The organism is Microbispora sp. H10830 (assembly GCF_014161375.1).
Taxonomy (GTDB): domain Bacteria; phylum Actinomycetota; class Actinomycetes; order Streptosporangiales; family Streptosporangiaceae; genus Microbispora; species Microbispora catharanthi.
Genome location: NZ_JABBWX010000001.1, coordinates 367,245 through 382,087 on the forward strand (window position 1 = coordinate 367,245; position 14,843 = coordinate 382,087).

The following is a 14,843-nucleotide window of genomic DNA, read 5'->3' on the forward strand; positions in this document are numbered from 1 at the left end:
ACCGGCCCGGCGTCGTTTTGCTAGTGTGCGACGAGTGATCCAACTGCGACGGGTGGGGCCCGACGAGTTCAGGGCGGTGCTGGACACCGTGCTGGAGATCTACACGGTCGCCATGCGCCCGCCGTCGGACCAGCTCGCGGGCCGCATGGCGATCATGCGCAACCACGCCACCTATCCCGACTTCGACTGCGTGCTCGCGGAGGACACGCAGGCCTCCGGCGTCGCCGGCTTCGCGTACGGCTTCCACGGCGGCCAGGGGCAGTGGTGGCACGACGTCGTGCGCGGGGCGCTGCAGGACCGAGCCGGGCCGGTGGTGGCGAACGCCTGGTTCGGCGACGCCCTGGAGATCGCCGAGATCCACGTGCGCCCCGAGTATCAGGGCCGGGGAATCGGCCGGCGACTGATCCACACACTGTGCGAGGGCCGCCCGGAGCGCACGGCCGTGCTGTCGACGCACGACGCCCCCACCGTGGCCCGGCACCTCTACCGGGACGTCGGGTTCGCCGACCTGATGACCCGGTTCGTCTTCCCGGGCGGTTACGAGGAGTACGTCATCGCCGGGGTGCGCCTGCCGCTGCCCGAGCCCGGGGCCCGCGAAGGCTGACGGGACCGGCCGGCTCAGCCGGCCACGGCGGCGGGCACGCTGTGCAGCGCCTGGAACACCTCGCGGGTCGCGCTCGACCGGTTGAAGGTGATGAAGTGGATGCCGGGCGCGCCCTCGTCGAGAAGCTTCTGGCACAGCTCGACGGCGTGCTCGATGCCGAGACGGCGGACCGCGGCAGGGTCGTCGGCGACGGCCTCGAACCGCTCGGCCACCTCCGGCGGGAACGGCGCACCGGACAGCTGCTCCGACCGGGCGATCGTGCTCACCTGCGTCACGGGCATGATGCCGGGGATGATCGGGGTGTCGCACCCCTGGGCCGCCACGCGGTCACGCAGCCGCAGGTAGTCCTCCGCCCTGAAGAACATCTGGGTGATCGCGTAGTCCGCGCCGGCCCGGCACTTCTGCACGAAATATTTGGTGTCCGACTCGATGGTCGCCGACCTGGGGTGCTTGTACGGGAAGGCGGCCACCCCCACGCAGAAGTCGCCCGCCTGGCGGATCAGCCGCACCAGCTCCTCGGCGTACAGGACGCCCTCCGGGTGCTTGACCCACTCGTCCAGGGGGTTGCCGCCGCGCGGGTCGCCGCGTACGGCGAGGATGTTGCGCACGCCCGCGTCGGCGAACCTGCCGACGAGGTGGCGCAGCTCGCGGATCGAGTGGTCAACCGCGGTGAAGTGGGCGACGGGGGTCAGCGTCGTCTCGTGCGCCAGCCGCTCGACGATGTCCACCGTGCGGTCCCGGGTCGAGCCGCCGGCGCCGTAGGTCACGGAGACGAACGTCGGCCGCAGCGCTTCCAGCTCGCGGATCGCCCTCCACAGCTGGCGCTCCCCCTCCTCGGTCTTCGGCGGGAGGAACTCGAACGAGAACGAGCGCTCGCCCGCGGCCAGCAGTTCGCGGACCGTCGGGACGCGATCAGGGAGCCGCGAGGGCAGACCGAGAGCCATACCGGCAAGGGTACAGCGATGGCGGTTTTCGCGGCCCCCGCGGTCTTGCTATGTGGACATTTGCCCTATCAGAGTGAGTTGGCCCACTTGGAGGGGATCTGCTGCTGGGTGCCCGGATCAACCCCGGTTAGTCTCTGAGCATGACCGCTTCCGCCGCCTCGCTCGATTCCATCCGTACGGAGGTGGACCGCGCACTCCGGGAGTTCCTCGACCGGCAGCGACCACACTTCGGTGACCCTCATCTGGCCACCCTGCTGTCCGCCGCGGAGGACTTCCTAGCGGGCGGCAAAAGGCTGCGCCCCGCCTTCTGTCACTGGGGTTGGCGCGCCGCCGGGGGAGGCGACGACCCGGGACTGCACTTCGCCGCCGCCTCGCTGGAACTCCTGCAGGCCAGCGCGCTCATCCACGACGACGTCATGGACGCGAGCGACGTGCGCCGGGGCATGCCGTCGGCGCACCGCCGGTTCGAACGGATGCACGCAGAAGCGGGCTGGCACGGCTCCGGGCGGCAGTTCGGCGAGGGAACGGCCGTGCTGCTGGGCAACCTGCTGCTGGTGTGGTCCGGGGAGATGTGGCGCACCAGCGGCCTGGCGCCCGAGGCGATCGCCGCCGCTCAGCCGCTGCACGATTACATGCTCACCGAGCTGATGTGCGGGCAGTACCTCGACCTGCTCGAACAGGCGCAGGGCGAGAGCACGTTCGACAGCGCGCTGCGGGTGGCGCTGTACAAGAGCGGCAAATACTCGGTCGAGCAGCCGCTCAGGCTCGGGCTCGTCCTCGCCGCCCGGGCCCCGCACGCCTGGATCGACCGGCTCTGCGTGCAGTACGGCCAGCAGGTGGGCATCGCCTTCCAGCTCCGCGACGACATCCTCGGCGTGTTCGGCGACCCGGCGGAGACCGGCAAGCCCGCCGGGGACGACCTTCGCGAGGGCAAGCGGACCGTCCTGATCGCGCGTGCGCTCGCCTCGGCCACGCCCGCACAGGCGGCGGTCGTACGGGCCCTGCTCGGCGACCCCGGGCTGGACGCCGAGGGAATCGGGCGGCTGCGTACGGTGATCGAGGAGACCGGCGCGCTGGCCGCGTGCGAAGGCATGATCAAGCGCTACCTCGACGACGCGCTGCACGCCCTCGACCAGGCGCCGATCGAGGAGGAGGCCCGCACGGCACTGGCCGCCCTGGCCGTGGCCGCCACGTCCCGCCGCACCTGACGCGACCCGTCGGCAGGACCGGCGACCGTCCTGAGCAGGCAGCGAGGAAGTGTTCCGCTCAGAGCGGGACGGCGGACAGCCGGGCCTTGAGCGCGGCGGCGGCGGCGCCCGGGTCGTCGGCCTCGGTGACGGCCCGGACGACCACGGCGCGGCGCACGCCGTGCGCCATCACCTCGTCGAGGTTGCCCAGGTCGATGCCGCCGATGCCGAACCACGGCCGGTCGGTGCCCAGGCGCGCGGCGTGCTCCAGCAGCGCGGGGCCGGGCGCCGGACGGCCGGGCTTGGTCGGCGTGGGCCAGATCGGCCCGCAGCAGAAGTAGTCCACCCCCGGCTCCACGGCCGCGGCCGACGCCTCGGCCGCCGAGTGCGTGGACCTGCCGATGAGGACATCGGGACCGAGGATCTCCCGGGCCACCGGCACCGGGAGGTCGTCCTGGCCGAGGTGCAGGATGTCGGGCCGGGCGGCGTAGGCCACATCCGCCCGGTCGTTGACCGCCAGCAGCGCGCCGTGCCTGTCGCAGGCCGCGCGGAAGACCTCCAGCAGGTCCAGCTCCTCGCGCGCCTCCAGGCCCTTCTCCCTGAGCTGGACGATGTCCACGCCGCCGGACAGGACCGCGTCGAGGAACTTCTCCAGGTCGCCGCGGTCCCTCCTGCCGTCAGTGCAGAGGTAGAGCCTGGCCTGCGCGAGCCGCTGTCGCCGGATGTCGTTCACCCGACCACAATGCCACGCGGCGGCCGGGTCAGAAGCCCAGGGCCTGGGCCCTGCGCTTGACCTCGGTGTGCCGGCCCTTCACGATCGCGTCGATCGGGGCCCCCGGCAGCGAGTCGTCCGGGGTGAACAGCCACCGGATCGACTCCACCTCGTCGTACCCGGCGTCGGACAGGACCGTGAGCGTGCCGGGCAGGCCCTTGAGCACCTCGCCGTCCGCGATGAACACCGACGGGATCTGCGGCTCGCCGCCGCCCCGCCGGACGCCGACGAGCTTCTTGTCCTTGAGGAGTTGCTTGGCACGGCCGATGCTCAGTGCCAGCTTCTTGGCGGCCTCCGAGAGGGGGAGCCACTCCCCTACGAGCTGGTCGGTCTCCCGGTCGATCTGCGCAACAGTAAGCGTCACGGGTCCACCATTACCACAGGCGAGCTGCCAGGAAACACCTCGATTAGGCCATAATGCAGTCGCGGAGCGGCACGGCCGCGTCCGCGACCCGCTGGGGGTCGAGCCGCCGGCCACTCTCGATGATCTTGCGGCCCTGCACCACGTCGCGCGGCCGGTCGACGGTGAGCACCGCGGCGAGCCGGTCGTCCGCCGTCAGCCAGCACACCGACCACTTCGCGTCCCTGCGCGGGTCGCCGCGCAGCACCATGCGGTCGCCGGCCTCCCTGTGACCGGCGAACTGCACCATGTGACCGAACTGCTCGGACCAGAAGTACGGCACCGGGTCGTAGACCGCCTCCTCGCCCAGCAGGGTGGCGGCGGCCGTGTCGGGGGCCTGGAGCGCGGTGTCCCAGTGCTCGACCCGCAGCCGGGTGCGGAACCTGCGCGACCACCAGTTCGCGCAGTCGCCCACCGCGACCACGTTGGGCAGCGACGTGCGCAGATGCTCGTCGACCACCACCCCGTCGTCGAGCCGGACCGCCGACCCCTTCAGCCAGTCGACGGCCGGGCGCACCCCGACGCCGGTGACGACCACGTCGGCCGGCACCCGGGCGCCGGACATGAGCGTGAGACCGTCGGAGTCCACGGTGCCGACCATCGCGCCGAGGCGCAGCTCGACGCCCGCCCGCGCGTACCAGTCGGTGGTGTGGCTGCCCACGGCGGGCCCGAGCGCCACGGCGAGCGGGCTCTCCCCCGCCTCCACCACGGTCACCGCGCACCCCGCCCTGGCCGCCGCGGTGGCGACCTCGGCGCCGATCCAGCCGGCCCCGACGACGGCCACGCGGGCGCCTGGGACCAGCCGCTCGCGCAGCGCGAGCGCGTCCTCGATCGTGCGCAGCACGTGCTGGCGGCCCTCTCCGCGCAGGCGGATCGGCGTGGCGCCGGTGGCGATGACCAGGCCGTCGTACTCCAGCTCGCCCTCGGTCGTCTCCAGCACGCCGTCGCGCAGGCCCTTGGCCGCCGTGCCGAGGCACAGCCGCACGTCGAGGGCGTCGAGATCGGAGTCGACCACGGTGGAGTCGGTCTCTCCGAGCAGCACCGCCTTCGACAGCGGCGGCCGGTCATAGGGGCGATGGTGTTCCTCGCCGATGAGCGTGATGCGGCCGGTGAATCCACCGGCCCTCAACGCCTCGATGCTTCGCACGCCGGCCAGGCCGGCACCCACCACCACGACGTGATCCACAGCTTGACCATAGATTGTCAACGGGGGCCCTGGCCAACGGGCCCCCCATAACGAGTTGGGCAATTGACGCGCACTTCCGCGGGGGCCCACGTTGTGAAGGACGCCGGGCCCTCACCGCACCACGCGCATCCAGATGTTCGTGGCGTGCGGCACGTGCGTGAGGCTGATCCGTTCGAGCCTGACCCGATCGCCGCCGGGGTGGGAGAACAGCCGGACGCCGTCGCCGAGCATGACCGGCGCCACGCACACGAGGATCTCGTCGAGCAGGCCCGCGTCGAGGCACTGCGCGGCGACGTCCGCGCCGAGCACGTTGACGTACTTGTCCCCCGCGGCCGACTTGGCCGCCGCGACGGCGGCGCCGAACTCCGTCACGAAGGTCACGCCGGGCACCGGCGCGGCCGGGACGTCGTGGGTGAGCACGAACTGCGGCCCGCTCCACCCGCCACCGAACGGCTCGCCCTCCTGGGGGGTGTCCCGGTAGGGGTCGTCACCGCGGAAGGTGCGGTTGCCGACGAGCAGCGCGCCGATGTCGCCGACGAGCGCGTCCACGGTCGGGTTGGGCCCGAGATGTTCGGTCAGCCAGGACATGTCGCCGCCCGGCCCGGCGATGAAGCCGTCCAGCGACATGGTGGCCGAGTACAGCATCGTGGCCATGAGGGGCACCTCCGTCGGGTCGATCCACGTCGCGCCATCATGCGCCCGCGGGCGGCCCCGGACCCGCCGATCCGGCGATCGGCCGTTATGGGCGGCGTACTACCCTTGTGGGCGTAAGACGCGCGGGAGCCCGGCGGACCGGGCTGAGAGGAGAGCGTGAGGCTCTCGACCGCCCCGACCTGATCCGGGTAATGCCGGCGAAGGGAGCGCTGTGTCCCGCACACCGCCATCCGGCGCCCAGTCCGGCGCGCAGTCCGGCTACGACGTCCTGATCGTGGGCGGCGGGGTGGAGGGCCTGGCCGCGGCCTGGCGCACCGCGCGGCGGGGCCTGTCGGTGGCGGTGGTCGACCCCACGCCAGGAGGCGGCGCCACTCACGCGTCGGCGGGGATGCTCGCGCCGGTCAGCGAGGTGACCTACACGGAGGAGCCGCTGCTGCGGCTCGGCCTCGCGTCGCTGGCGGCCTGGCCGGCGTTCCGGGCGGAGCTGGAGGACGAGACCGGCGACGACCTCGACTACCGGACCGAGGGCACGCTGGAGGTCGCCCGCGGCGCGGACGACATGGCCGTCCTCGACGACCTCGCGGCCTTCGAGCGGACGCTCGGCCTGCGGGTCGAGCGGCTCACCGGGCGCGAGTGCCGCTCCTTCGAGCCGATGCTCTCCCCCTCCGTACGCGGTGGGCTGCTGGCCCGCGACGACGCGTGGGTCAACCCCCGCAGGGTCGTGCGCGCCCTGCTCGCGGCGTTCGAGAAGGCGGGCGGCACGCTGGTGACCGAGCGCGTCGCGGGGATCGACGCCCAGGGGTCCGGCGCTCCGAGCGTACGGCTGGAGTCCGGCGGCGCCGTCGCGGCCGGTCAGGTCGTCGTGGCGGCCGGGTCGTGGTCGGCGTCCCTGCTGCCCGGCCTGCCGGTACGCCCGGTCAAGGGCGAGATCCTCCGGCTGCGCGGGCCCCGGGGCTTCCTCACCCGGTGCGTCAGGGGGCTGGTGCACGGCGCCCCCGCCTACCTGGTCCCCCGGGGCGACGGAGAGATCACCTTGGGCGCCACGACCCAGGAGATGGGGTTCGACGCGCGGGTCACCGCCGGAGGGGTGTACGAGCTGCTGCGCGACGCCCGCGAACTGGTGCCCGGCATCACGGAGCTCGAACTGGCCGAGACGACGACCGGCTTCCGCCCGGGCACGCCCGACAACCTGCCGCTCATCGGCCCGGCCGGGCCGCCCGGCGTGCTCGCGGCGACCGGGCACGGACGCAACGGGGTGCTGCTGTCCCCGATCACCGCCGACGCCGTCGCCGCGTTCCTCACCGGCGACGAGGTGCCTCCGGTCGCCCGGTTCTGCGATCCAGGGAGATTCAGCCAATGAAAGTCACGATCAACGGAGGCGCGGCCGAACTGCCGGACGGCGCCACGATCGGCGACGCCGTACGGACCCTCACGCCCCTCACGTCCGGGGTCGCGGTGGCGCTGAACGGCGAAGTCGTGAGCCGGAGCGCCTGGGACTCCACCCAGGTCGCCGACGGCGACGGCGTCGAGGTGCTCACGGCTGTGCAGGGAGGGTGAGCATGACCGACGACGTCCTCGTGCTGGGCGGGGAGAAGTTCACCTCGCGGCTCATCATGGGCACAGGCGGCGCGCCGTCGCTGGAGGTGCTCGACCAGGCGCTGGAGGCGTCCGGCACCGAGCTGACGACCGTCGCGATGCGCAGGCTCGACCCGGAGTCCCGCGGTTCGGTGCTCGACCTGCTGCGCGCCCGCGGCATCAAGGTGCTGCCGAACACGGCGGGGTGCTTCACCGCCGGGGAGGCGGTGCTGACCGCACGCCTGGCCCGCGAGGCGCTGGAGACCGACTGGGTCAAGCTTGAGGTCATCGCGGACGAGCGGACCCTGCTGCCCGACCCGATCGAGACCTTCGACGCCGCCGAGCGGCTGGTCGCCGACGGTTTCGTGGTGCTGCCGTACATCGGGGACGACCCGGCGCTGGCCCGCAGGCTCCAGGACGCCGGGTGCGCCGCCGTGATGCCGCTCGGCGCCCCGATCGGCTCCGGGCTGGGCATCCGCAACCCGCACAGCATCGAGCTGATCGTCGAGGCCGCCACGGTGCCGGTGATCCTCGACGCCGGCATCGGCACGGCCAGCGACGCCGCGCAGGCGATGGAGCTGGGCTGCGACGCGGTGCTGCTGGCCAGCGCCGTGACCCGGGCCCACCGGCCCGGCCTGATGGCCGCGGCCATGCGGCAGGCGGTCACGGCTGGGCGGCTGGCCCGCCTCGCCGGGCGCATCCCACGCCGCCGCTACGCCGAGGCGTCCTCCCCCGCCCGCCCCTCCTGAATCCGCCATCGCCGCGACCAGCCGTCCTCCCCTCGCCCGCCCGTCCCGAGAAGTCCGCGCGGGCGGGCGGGAAGGCGGGCGATCTCACGTCTGGTAAGCCCGGCTTTCGGAATCGGCACGGCTTTTCGGACCGCACGGGAGGCGGCCGAATAGGTCTCGGTTTGGGATTCGGGAACACGCCGGGCGGCAAATCACCCGTAAACTCTGGCGAGTGGACACGACGCTAACCGACCCGCTCGTGGGGCAGTTGCTCGACGGGCGCTACCGCGTCGAGTCCCGGATCGCCCGGGGTGGCATGGCCTCCGTCTACCTGGCTCTGGACGTCCGGCTCGACCGCACGGTCGCCGTCAAGGTGATGCACCGCTCGCTGGCCGAGGACCCGCAGTTCGTGCGGCGGTTCATCGGCGAGGCCAAGTCGGTGGCCAGCCTCTCGCACCCCAACATCGTGCAGGTCTTCGACCAGGGCACCGACGGGGCGCACGTCTACCTGTCGATGGAGTACGTCCCGGGGCGGACGCTGCGCGACGTCCTGCGCCGGCGCGGCCGCCTCCCGGCCCGCGAGGCCCTGGAGATGGTCATCCCGGTGCTCGCCGCCCTCGGGGCGGCCCACCAGGCCGGGCTCATCCACCGCGACGTCAAGCCCGAGAACGTGCTGCTCGCCGACGACGGCCGGGTGAAGGTCGTGGACTTCGGCCTGGCCCGCGCGATCGAGGCGACCAACCAGACCAAGACCGGCATGATGATCGGCACGATCGGCTACATGTCGCCCGAGCAGGTCACGACCGGCACGGCCGACGCCCGCAGCGACGTGTACGCCGCCGGGATCATGCTGTTCGAGCTGCTCACCGGGCGGCAGCCGTACGCGGGCGAGACGCCGATGTCGATCGCCTACCGGCACGTGCACGAGACCGTCCCCGCGCCGTCCTCGATCGTGCCCGAACTGCCGCCGCCGATCGACGCGCTCGTCGCCGCGGCCACCGACAAGGACCCCGCCGCGCGCCCGGCGGACGCGACCGCCATGCTCGTCGCCGCCGTCGAGGTCCACCGTACGCTGCCGAAGACCGGGCACACCGGTGCGCACGCCGCCCCGCACGGGGCCCCGGACACCGGCGCCCACAGCGGCATACGGACGGGCGCGCACCGGACCATGCCGCCGGCCGGCGGGGCCTCGTCGTTCGGCACGGCGCAGCACGCGCTCGCGGAGCCCGGGTCGCCGCTCGGTCACACGATGATCCAGCCGCGCTCGGAACTGCTCACCGGCGCGGCCGAGGCGGAGCGGCGCCGGGGACGCAGGATCAGGCCCGTCTGGTTCGTCGCCGCGCTGGCCCTCGTCATGCTGGCGGGCGTCACCTTCACCGGCTGGTGGTTCTCCCAGGGCCGCTACACGAAGGTCCCCGACCTGGTGAACAAGCCCGTCACGGTCGCCAGGCAGGTGGCGCAGCAGGCCGGCTTCGAGGTCCGGATCGGCAAGGAGCGGTTCGACGACAAGGTGCCGAAGGACATCGTTCTCGACACCGAGCCGGGGCTGGGCGCCGAGGTGGTCAAGGGCTCGGTGCTCACCCTCATCCCGTCGGCCGGCCCGGAGACGGTCCCCGTGCCGAAGGTCGAGAGTCTCAACCTGACGGACGCCCGGGCGAAGATCGCCGAGGTCGGGCTGACTCCCGGACGGGTGAGCAAGAGCGCGAGCGACACCGTCCCCCGTGACCAGGTCATCCGTACCAACCCGCCGGTGGGCAAGCGCGTCAAGAAGGGCAGCACGGTCAACTTCGTCGTCAGCGCCGGTCTGCTGATGCCGGACGTCACGCAGATGATGCGCGACCAGGCGGAGAAGTTCCTGCGCGAGAAGGGCTTCAACGTCCAGATCGACGAGACCGCCGACGACGCCCCGCCGGGCACCGTGATCGCGCAGGACCCTCCCGGAGGCGCCGAGGTGGTGTCCGGGGCGATCGTGCACCTGACCGTGTCACGCGGGCCGGACCAAGGCTTCCACTGGCCGTGGGAGACCAACCCCAACGACCCCGCCCAGAACCCGCCCGCCGTCGTCAACGTGCCCGACGTACGGTTCAAGTTCGTGAAGGACGCGGTGAACGAGCTCAAGGCGGCCGGTTTCAAGGTGAACGTCCGCAAGCTGGCGGGCGTGGGCACCCAGCGCGTGATCGGCGAGAACCCGCTCGGCCAGCAGCCCGCGGGCACCACCATCACCCTCTGGCACTGACGCCGGGTATCCGGTCGCGTACGGCCCGGTCGCACGGTCATCCGAGGCCGCTTCCCGGCGCGGAGCCGCGCGACCGGCCGGCGGCGCCTGACGGGAGCCGAGACACGAGCCGTGCCGGGACGCGCCCCCCCTGTGCCGTACGAGTCACAGCCGGCGGGGGGTGTACGTGCGAACATGAGCCGGTGAGCGAGGCTCTGCCAGAACCTTCCGTCGTCGAACTCCTGGAGGCTCGCCGGCTCCGCCTCGTCGAAGCCGCCGCGCCGCGGATCCCACCCGAAGAGCAGGCGGCCATGAACCGCGCGTGGGATGAGGCGGTGCGGGCCAATCCGGCCCTCTTCGACGGACCGGCCGTGTCATGCGCGGGGCTCGAAGGGGATGATCCGGAGGGCCTGGTCATCACCTGGGCACGGACGACCTACCGGCTCCATGCCCTGCGCCGTGTCCCGGGCGCCACAGTGTGGCTGCCGTCCCTCTTCGTCAGCGTCGTGCAGCCGTCGGACGACGGGCGCCTCCTGGTGGTGCGGATGTCGCCGTGGACGGCCGCTCCGGGCCGCTGGCAACTTCCGGGCGGTTCCGCCGAACCTCCCGAGGACGACGGGCTCCTCGACACGGCCGCGCTGCGCCGGCATGCCATGCGGGAGCTGGCCGAGGAGATCGGTGTCGACACGGCGCCCGGTGATCTGACCCTGTGGCTGGTCACCCGGGATGCGGACGGAAGCGCCGGTGTCCTGTTCCTCGCTCCGCCCCGGCCCGCGTCGTTCCTGCACGAACGATTCGCGGAGCTCGTGGCGTCGGAGACGGCTCTGGGGCGCGACCCGGAGCTGGACCGGATCGCCCTTGTCCACTCCCCCGCCGAACTCACGCGTCTCAGCGGCCCCCACGTCGGCTACCTGGAACCGGTCGTCCGCCGGTACGCGGCGCGGCAGTCGTGATCATCCCGAACACCCCGAACCCGGAAGCCTTTCCGAATCCCGTTCGCGGCCACCGCCCTGCTCACGGGCACCGCCCGGCGCCGGCACGGCGGCGCGGTGCCCAGACAGGAGCGTCAAGCGGCTCCTGTGACGAAGCGAGACGGATGAGCCCGCCGTCAGGGCGGGGACTAGGGGGTGAGGGTGCCGAGGAGGCGGAGGCGGGCGAGGCCGCCGTCGGGGTAGATGTCGAGCCGGGCGTGGGTGATCCGGCGGTCGTCGTCGAGGCGGAAGCGGTGGCGGGTGTCGGGCTGCAGGCGCGTCCTGGGCAGCAGCGGGAACCAGGCGTTCTCGTCCTCCAGCGGCGCCCGGTCCGCTTCCACGCCCTTCAGCGACGCCCAGCCGGGGGCGTTGAACACCAGGTTGGTCGTGTCGATCTCGGCGACGGCCACCCGGCCGGGCCCGGCCAGGGCGACGACGAGCCAGTCGTTGCCGCCGTCGCGACGGCGGGCGGTCTCCCAGCCCTCGGCCTGGTTGCGGGCCGGTCCGGGCGCGAGGACGTTGTTCGGCGAGGAGTAGAACTCGTCGGAGCACGCGGTCACCAGGCCGCCGTTCTCCAGCGCGGCGAGGTCGACGGTGAGGCCCTCCAGGAACGCCCGGTCGGGCACGACCCGCCCGTGGACCCGCAGCCGCGCGACGCCGCCGTCGGGGAAGATGTTCAGCCGCACATGGGTGAAGCGGCGGGGGTCGGTCACGGCGAACTCGTGGACCGCGTCGCCCTTCAGCGGGCTCTTCTGCACGACCTCCACCCAGCCGTCCAGCTCGTCCGGCGCGGGACAGCCCTCGGCCGCGCACGCCTCGACCGACGCGTACGGCGGGTAGTTGCCGCGAAACCACGCGGTGTCCACGACCACGCCCCTGATGATCCCCGGCAGGCCGAGCCGCACGATCGCCCAGTCGTGGCCGGGCTCGCGCCGCCGCCGGGTCTCCCAGCCGTCGTAGACCTGGCCCTTGGCCCCGAAGGTGTGCGGCCGGAACTCGGCCGGTCCCGGCCTGATCAGGGCCTCCCGCTCGGCGAACGACTCGTCGTTGGCGGCCACGACCGACCCGCCGTACGTGCGCAGGGCGAGATCGGGCAGGCGGGTGAAGCCGGTCATCGGGCTCCCCTCGTCAGCAGCCGGCCACGCGGCCTGGCGAAGTCGACGGGCGTGCCGCGCAACCAGGTGGTGCGCACCACGCCCGCCAGCCGCGCGCCGTGGTAGGGAGACACCGGGTTGCGGTGGTGGAGCGTCGCGACGTCCACCGTGAACTCGGCGTCGGGGTCGAAGGCGACGAGGTCCGCGTCGTCGCCCTCCCGGATCGCCCCCTTATGAGGCAGGCCGGCCAGGCGGGCCGGCCCCTCGGCCATCCAGCGGGCCACGTCGGCCAGGCCGTGCCCGCGGGCGCGGGCCGCGGTCCACACGGCGGGCAGGCCGACCTGGAGCGAGGAGATGCCGCCCCAGGCGGCGGCGAAGTCGGGCACCTTGAGGTCGGGCGTCGACGGGGAGTGGTCGGAGACGATCCCCATGAGCACGCCGTCGGCGAGCGCCTGCCACAGCGCGTCGCGGTTGGCGGCCTCCCGGATCGGCGGGCAGCACTTGTAGGCGGGCCCGGTGACCTGCTCGGCCGCCAGGGTCAGGTAGTGCGGGCAGGTCTCGGCGGTGACGCGCACCCCCGCCGCCTGCGCCGCCCGCAGCGGTTCGACGCAGGCGGCGGCCGACACGTGCACGATGTGCGCCCGCGCGCCCGTCTCCGCCGCGAGGGCGATCACCTGCTCGACGGCCCGGCGCTCGGCCTCCTGCGGGCGTGACCGCAGGAAGTCGTCGTACGCGGGGCCGCCGGGGTCGGACAGCAGCCCGGGGTCCTCGGCGTGCGCGATCAGCAGGCCGTCGAAGGCCGCCACCTCCGCCAGCGCGGCCCGCAGCCCGTCGCGGTCGAGCGAGGGGAACTCGTCCACCCCGGACGGGGACAGGAAGCACTTGACGCCCATCACCCCGGCCTCGTGCAGGGGCCGCAGATCGGCGAGGTTGCCGGGGATCGCGCCGCCCCAGAAGCCCGTGTCGACGTGGCACCGGCCCTCGGCGGCCTTCCGCTTGACCTCCAGCGCCGCCACGTCCACGGTCGGGGGCAGTGAGTTGAGCGGCATGTCCACGATCGTGGTCACGCCCCCGGCCGCCGCCGCCCTGGTGGCGGTCGCGAAGCCCTCCCAGTGGGTGCGGCCGGGCTCGTTGACGTGCACGTGGGAGTCGACCAGCCCGGGCAGCAGCGGCAGGTCGCCGAGGTCGGCGGACTCCTCCGCCGGCGGCGGCTCGTCGTAGGGCCGCAGGGCCGCGATCACGCCGCCGCGCACGGCGACCGCGAGCGGGCGCTCCCCCTCCAGGGTCACGGTCCGCCGGGACCTCACCACCAGGTCGTACGGTTCCCCCACGCGCCACTCCTCATGTCGTGAGATGTCCGGCGGCGATCCGCGCCGCCAGCCGCTCAAGCAGCGGCCCGGCCTCGGCCATGCACCGCCGCACGTCGGGCTCGACGTCGGTCAGCGCGTACGCCGCCTCGATGCCGGCCGCCCTCAGCTCGTCGTCGCCGACGGTGCGCCGCCCGCAGACGGCCACGACCGGCACGCCGTGCTTGGCCGCGGCCGCCGCGACGCCGACCGGCGCCTTGCCACGCAGGGTCTGCTCGTCGATCGAGCCCTCGCCCGTGATCACCAACTGGGCGCCCTCCACGTGGCGGTCGAACTCCACCAGATCCAGCAGATAGCCGATGCCGGGGCGGATCTCGGCGTCGAGGAACGTCAGCGCGCCGAAGCCCACCCCGCCGGCGGCGCCCGCCCCCGGCCGCCCGGCCACGCCCATCGCGCGTACGACGCCGTCGTGCTCGGCGGCGCCGGCCAGGCCGTGGGTGTGCGCGGCGACGGCCGCCAGCCGGGCCAGCCCGGCCTCCAGCACGGCCACGTCCTGCGGGCTCGCGCCCTTCTGCGGGCCGTACACCGCCGCCGCGCCGTACGGCCCGAGCAGCGGGTTGTCCACGTCGCTCGCCACGATCACCTCGAACCCGCTCAGGCGGCCGGAGGCGTCGACGGCGTGCAGGTCGCGCAGCGCGGCGCCGCCCGGCGGCAGGTCGTTCCCGGCCGCGTCGAGCAGCCGCACGCCGAGGGCCTGGGCCATCCCCGCGCCGCCGTCGGTGCAGGCGCTGCCGCCGAGGCCGAGCACGATCCGCGTCGCGCCGTGCCGTACGGCGTGGGCGATCAGCTCACCGGTGCCTCGGCTGGTCGCGGTCAGCGGCACCGGGTCGCCCGGCAGCCGGCGCAGGCCCGACGCCTCGGCCAGTTCGATCACGGCCACCCGTACGCCGGGCTCGTTCCGCACGGCGTAGCTCGCGGTGACCGGATCGCCGGCCGGCCCGGTCACCTGCGTCTCGACCCGGGTGAACCCGCTCGCCACGACCGCGTCCACGGTGCCGTCGCCCCCGTCGGCCACCGGCAGCTCGACGACCGGGACGTTCCCCGATCCCGGAGAACGCAGCCCGGCGGCCACGTGCGCGGCCACCTCGGGCGAGGTGAGCGACCCTCGGAACTTGTCCGGTGCGATGACGACGTGTCCTGTCATGG

Annotated in this window: 15 protein-coding genes and 1 riboswitch; of the genes, 7 read left to right on the forward strand and 8 right to left on the reverse strand. The window is 73.5% G+C overall.

What is annotated here, in order from left to right:
* Positions 1 to 34 precede the first annotated feature (34 nt).
* Positions 35 to 604 carry a GNAT family N-acetyltransferase gene (locus HHX35_RS01680; protein ID WP_182897251.1) on the forward strand — a complete coding sequence of 190 codons (570 nt, stop codon included), beginning with the start codon at positions 35 to 37 and terminating at the stop codon, positions 602 to 604.
* A gap of 14 nt (positions 605 to 618) precedes the next feature.
* Here HHX35_RS01680 and metF read toward each other — a convergent pair whose 3' ends face one another.
* Positions 619 to 1,548, reverse strand: a complete 930-nt coding sequence (gene metF, locus HHX35_RS01685) for a methylenetetrahydrofolate reductase [NAD(P)H] (RefSeq protein ID WP_182897252.1) — start codon at positions 1,546 to 1,548, stop codon at positions 619 to 621.
* Positions 1,549 to 1,688: 140 nt separating this feature from the next.
* Between metF and HHX35_RS01690 the strand changes: the two genes are divergently transcribed.
* Positions 1,689 to 2,756, forward strand: a complete 1,068-nt coding sequence (locus tag HHX35_RS01690) for a polyprenyl synthetase family protein (RefSeq protein ID WP_182897253.1) — start codon at positions 1,689 to 1,691, stop codon at positions 2,754 to 2,756.
* A gap of 58 nt (positions 2,757 to 2,814) precedes the next feature.
* On the opposite strand, the gene thiE is transcribed toward HHX35_RS01690, so the two are convergent.
* From thiE to HHX35_RS01710, 4 genes are all read right to left on the reverse strand, one after another.
* Complete coding sequence (thiE, locus tag HHX35_RS01695; protein WP_396779503.1) at positions 2,815 to 3,468, reverse strand: thiamine phosphate synthase; 654 nt, start codon at positions 3,466 to 3,468, stop codon at positions 2,815 to 2,817.
* 28 nt (positions 3,469 to 3,496) lie between these two features.
* The gene (locus HHX35_RS01700; RefSeq protein WP_182897254.1) at positions 3,497 to 3,871 is read right to left on the reverse strand and encodes an Rv2175c family DNA-binding protein; all 375 of its coding nucleotides are present in this window, start codon (positions 3,869 to 3,871) and stop codon (positions 3,497 to 3,499) included.
* A gap of 43 nt (positions 3,872 to 3,914) precedes the next feature.
* Entirely contained in the window at positions 3,915 to 5,093 is a 1,179-nt protein-coding gene (locus tag HHX35_RS01705; protein ID WP_182897255.1) for an FAD-dependent oxidoreductase, read from the reverse strand.
* A gap of 111 nt (positions 5,094 to 5,204) precedes the next feature.
* Positions 5,205 to 5,747 (reverse strand): dihydrofolate reductase family protein, encoded by a 543-nt coding sequence (locus HHX35_RS01710; RefSeq protein WP_182897256.1) that lies wholly within the window; start codon positions 5,745 to 5,747, stop codon positions 5,205 to 5,207.
* Between the two features lie 112 nt (positions 5,748 to 5,859).
* A riboswitch (TPP riboswitch) is annotated at positions 5,860 to 5,970 on the forward strand.
* Here HHX35_RS01710 and thiO point away from each other — a divergent pair.
* The 5 genes from thiO (at position 5,959) to HHX35_RS01735 (ending at position 11,218) form a co-directional block, all read left to right on the forward strand.
* Positions 5,959 to 7,107: a glycine oxidase ThiO gene (gene thiO, locus HHX35_RS01715; protein WP_182897257.1), complete on the forward strand. Its 1,149-nt coding sequence runs from the start codon at positions 5,959 to 5,961 to the stop codon at positions 7,105 to 7,107. It overlaps the preceding riboswitch by 12 nt.
* Complete coding sequence (gene thiS / locus HHX35_RS01720) at positions 7,104 to 7,304, forward strand: sulfur carrier protein ThiS (protein ID WP_139574490.1); 201 nt, start codon at positions 7,104 to 7,106, stop codon at positions 7,302 to 7,304. The genes thiO and thiS overlap by 4 nt, the downstream gene beginning before the upstream one ends.
* Before the next feature lie 2 nt (positions 7,305 to 7,306).
* Positions 7,307 to 8,071, forward strand: coding sequence for a thiazole synthase (locus HHX35_RS01725; protein ID WP_182897258.1), 765 nt, complete (start codon positions 7,307 to 7,309; stop codon positions 8,069 to 8,071).
* 211 nt (positions 8,072 to 8,282) lie between these two features.
* Positions 8,283 to 10,286, forward strand: coding sequence for a Stk1 family PASTA domain-containing Ser/Thr kinase (gene pknB / locus HHX35_RS01730; RefSeq protein ID WP_182897259.1), 2,004 nt, complete (start codon positions 8,283 to 8,285; stop codon positions 10,284 to 10,286).
* Between the two features lie 182 nt (positions 10,287 to 10,468).
* Positions 10,469 to 11,218 carry an NUDIX hydrolase gene (locus HHX35_RS01735; protein WP_220504887.1) on the forward strand — a complete coding sequence of 250 codons (750 nt, stop codon included), beginning with the start codon at positions 10,469 to 10,471 and terminating at the stop codon, positions 11,216 to 11,218.
* 167 nt (positions 11,219 to 11,385) lie between these two features.
* On the opposite strand, the gene alc is transcribed toward HHX35_RS01735, so the two are convergent.
* Genes alc through HHX35_RS01750 form a run of 3 tightly spaced genes read right to left on the reverse strand, consistent with a single transcriptional unit; the run spans position 11,386 to position 14,841 of the window.
* Positions 11,386 to 12,351 carry an allantoicase gene (alc, locus tag HHX35_RS01740; protein ID WP_182897260.1) on the reverse strand — a complete coding sequence of 322 codons (966 nt, stop codon included), beginning with the start codon at positions 12,349 to 12,351 and terminating at the stop codon, positions 11,386 to 11,388.
* Complete coding sequence (allB, locus tag HHX35_RS01745; RefSeq protein WP_182897261.1) at positions 12,348 to 13,661, reverse strand: allantoinase AllB; 1,314 nt, start codon at positions 13,659 to 13,661, stop codon at positions 12,348 to 12,350. The genes alc and allB overlap by 4 nt, the downstream gene beginning before the upstream one ends.
* Before the next feature lie 10 nt (positions 13,662 to 13,671).
* Positions 13,672 to 14,841 (reverse strand): glycerate kinase, encoded by a 1,170-nt coding sequence (locus tag HHX35_RS01750; protein ID WP_220504889.1) that lies wholly within the window; start codon positions 14,839 to 14,841, stop codon positions 13,672 to 13,674.
* Positions 14,842 to 14,843 lie beyond the last annotated feature (2 nt).

Bases quoted from the DNA above. Each gene is read 5' to 3' on its own strand.
- metF (WP_182897252.1), bottom strand. From the start codon at position 1,548: ATGGCTCTCGGTCTGCCCTCGCGGCTCCCTGATCGCGTCCCGACGGTC.
- HHX35_RS01690 (WP_182897253.1), top strand. From the start codon at position 1,689: ATGACCGCTTCCGCCGCCTCGCTCGATTCCATCCGTACGGAGGTGGAC.
- HHX35_RS01710 (WP_182897256.1), bottom strand. From the start codon at position 5,747: ATGGCCACGATGCTGTACTCGGCCACCATGTCGCTGGACGGCTTCATC.
- thiS (WP_139574490.1), top strand. From the start codon at position 7,104: ATGAAAGTCACGATCAACGGAGGCGCGGCCGAACTGCCGGACGGCGCC.
- HHX35_RS01725 (WP_182897258.1), top strand. From the start codon at position 7,307: ATGACCGACGACGTCCTCGTGCTGGGCGGGGAGAAGTTCACCTCGCGG.
- alc (WP_182897260.1), bottom strand. From the start codon at position 12,351: ATGACCGGCTTCACCCGCCTGCCCGATCTCGCCCTGCGCACGTACGGC.
- HHX35_RS01750 (WP_220504889.1), bottom strand. From the start codon at position 14,841: ATGACAGGACACGTCGTCATCGCACCGGACAAGTTCCGAGGGTCGCTC.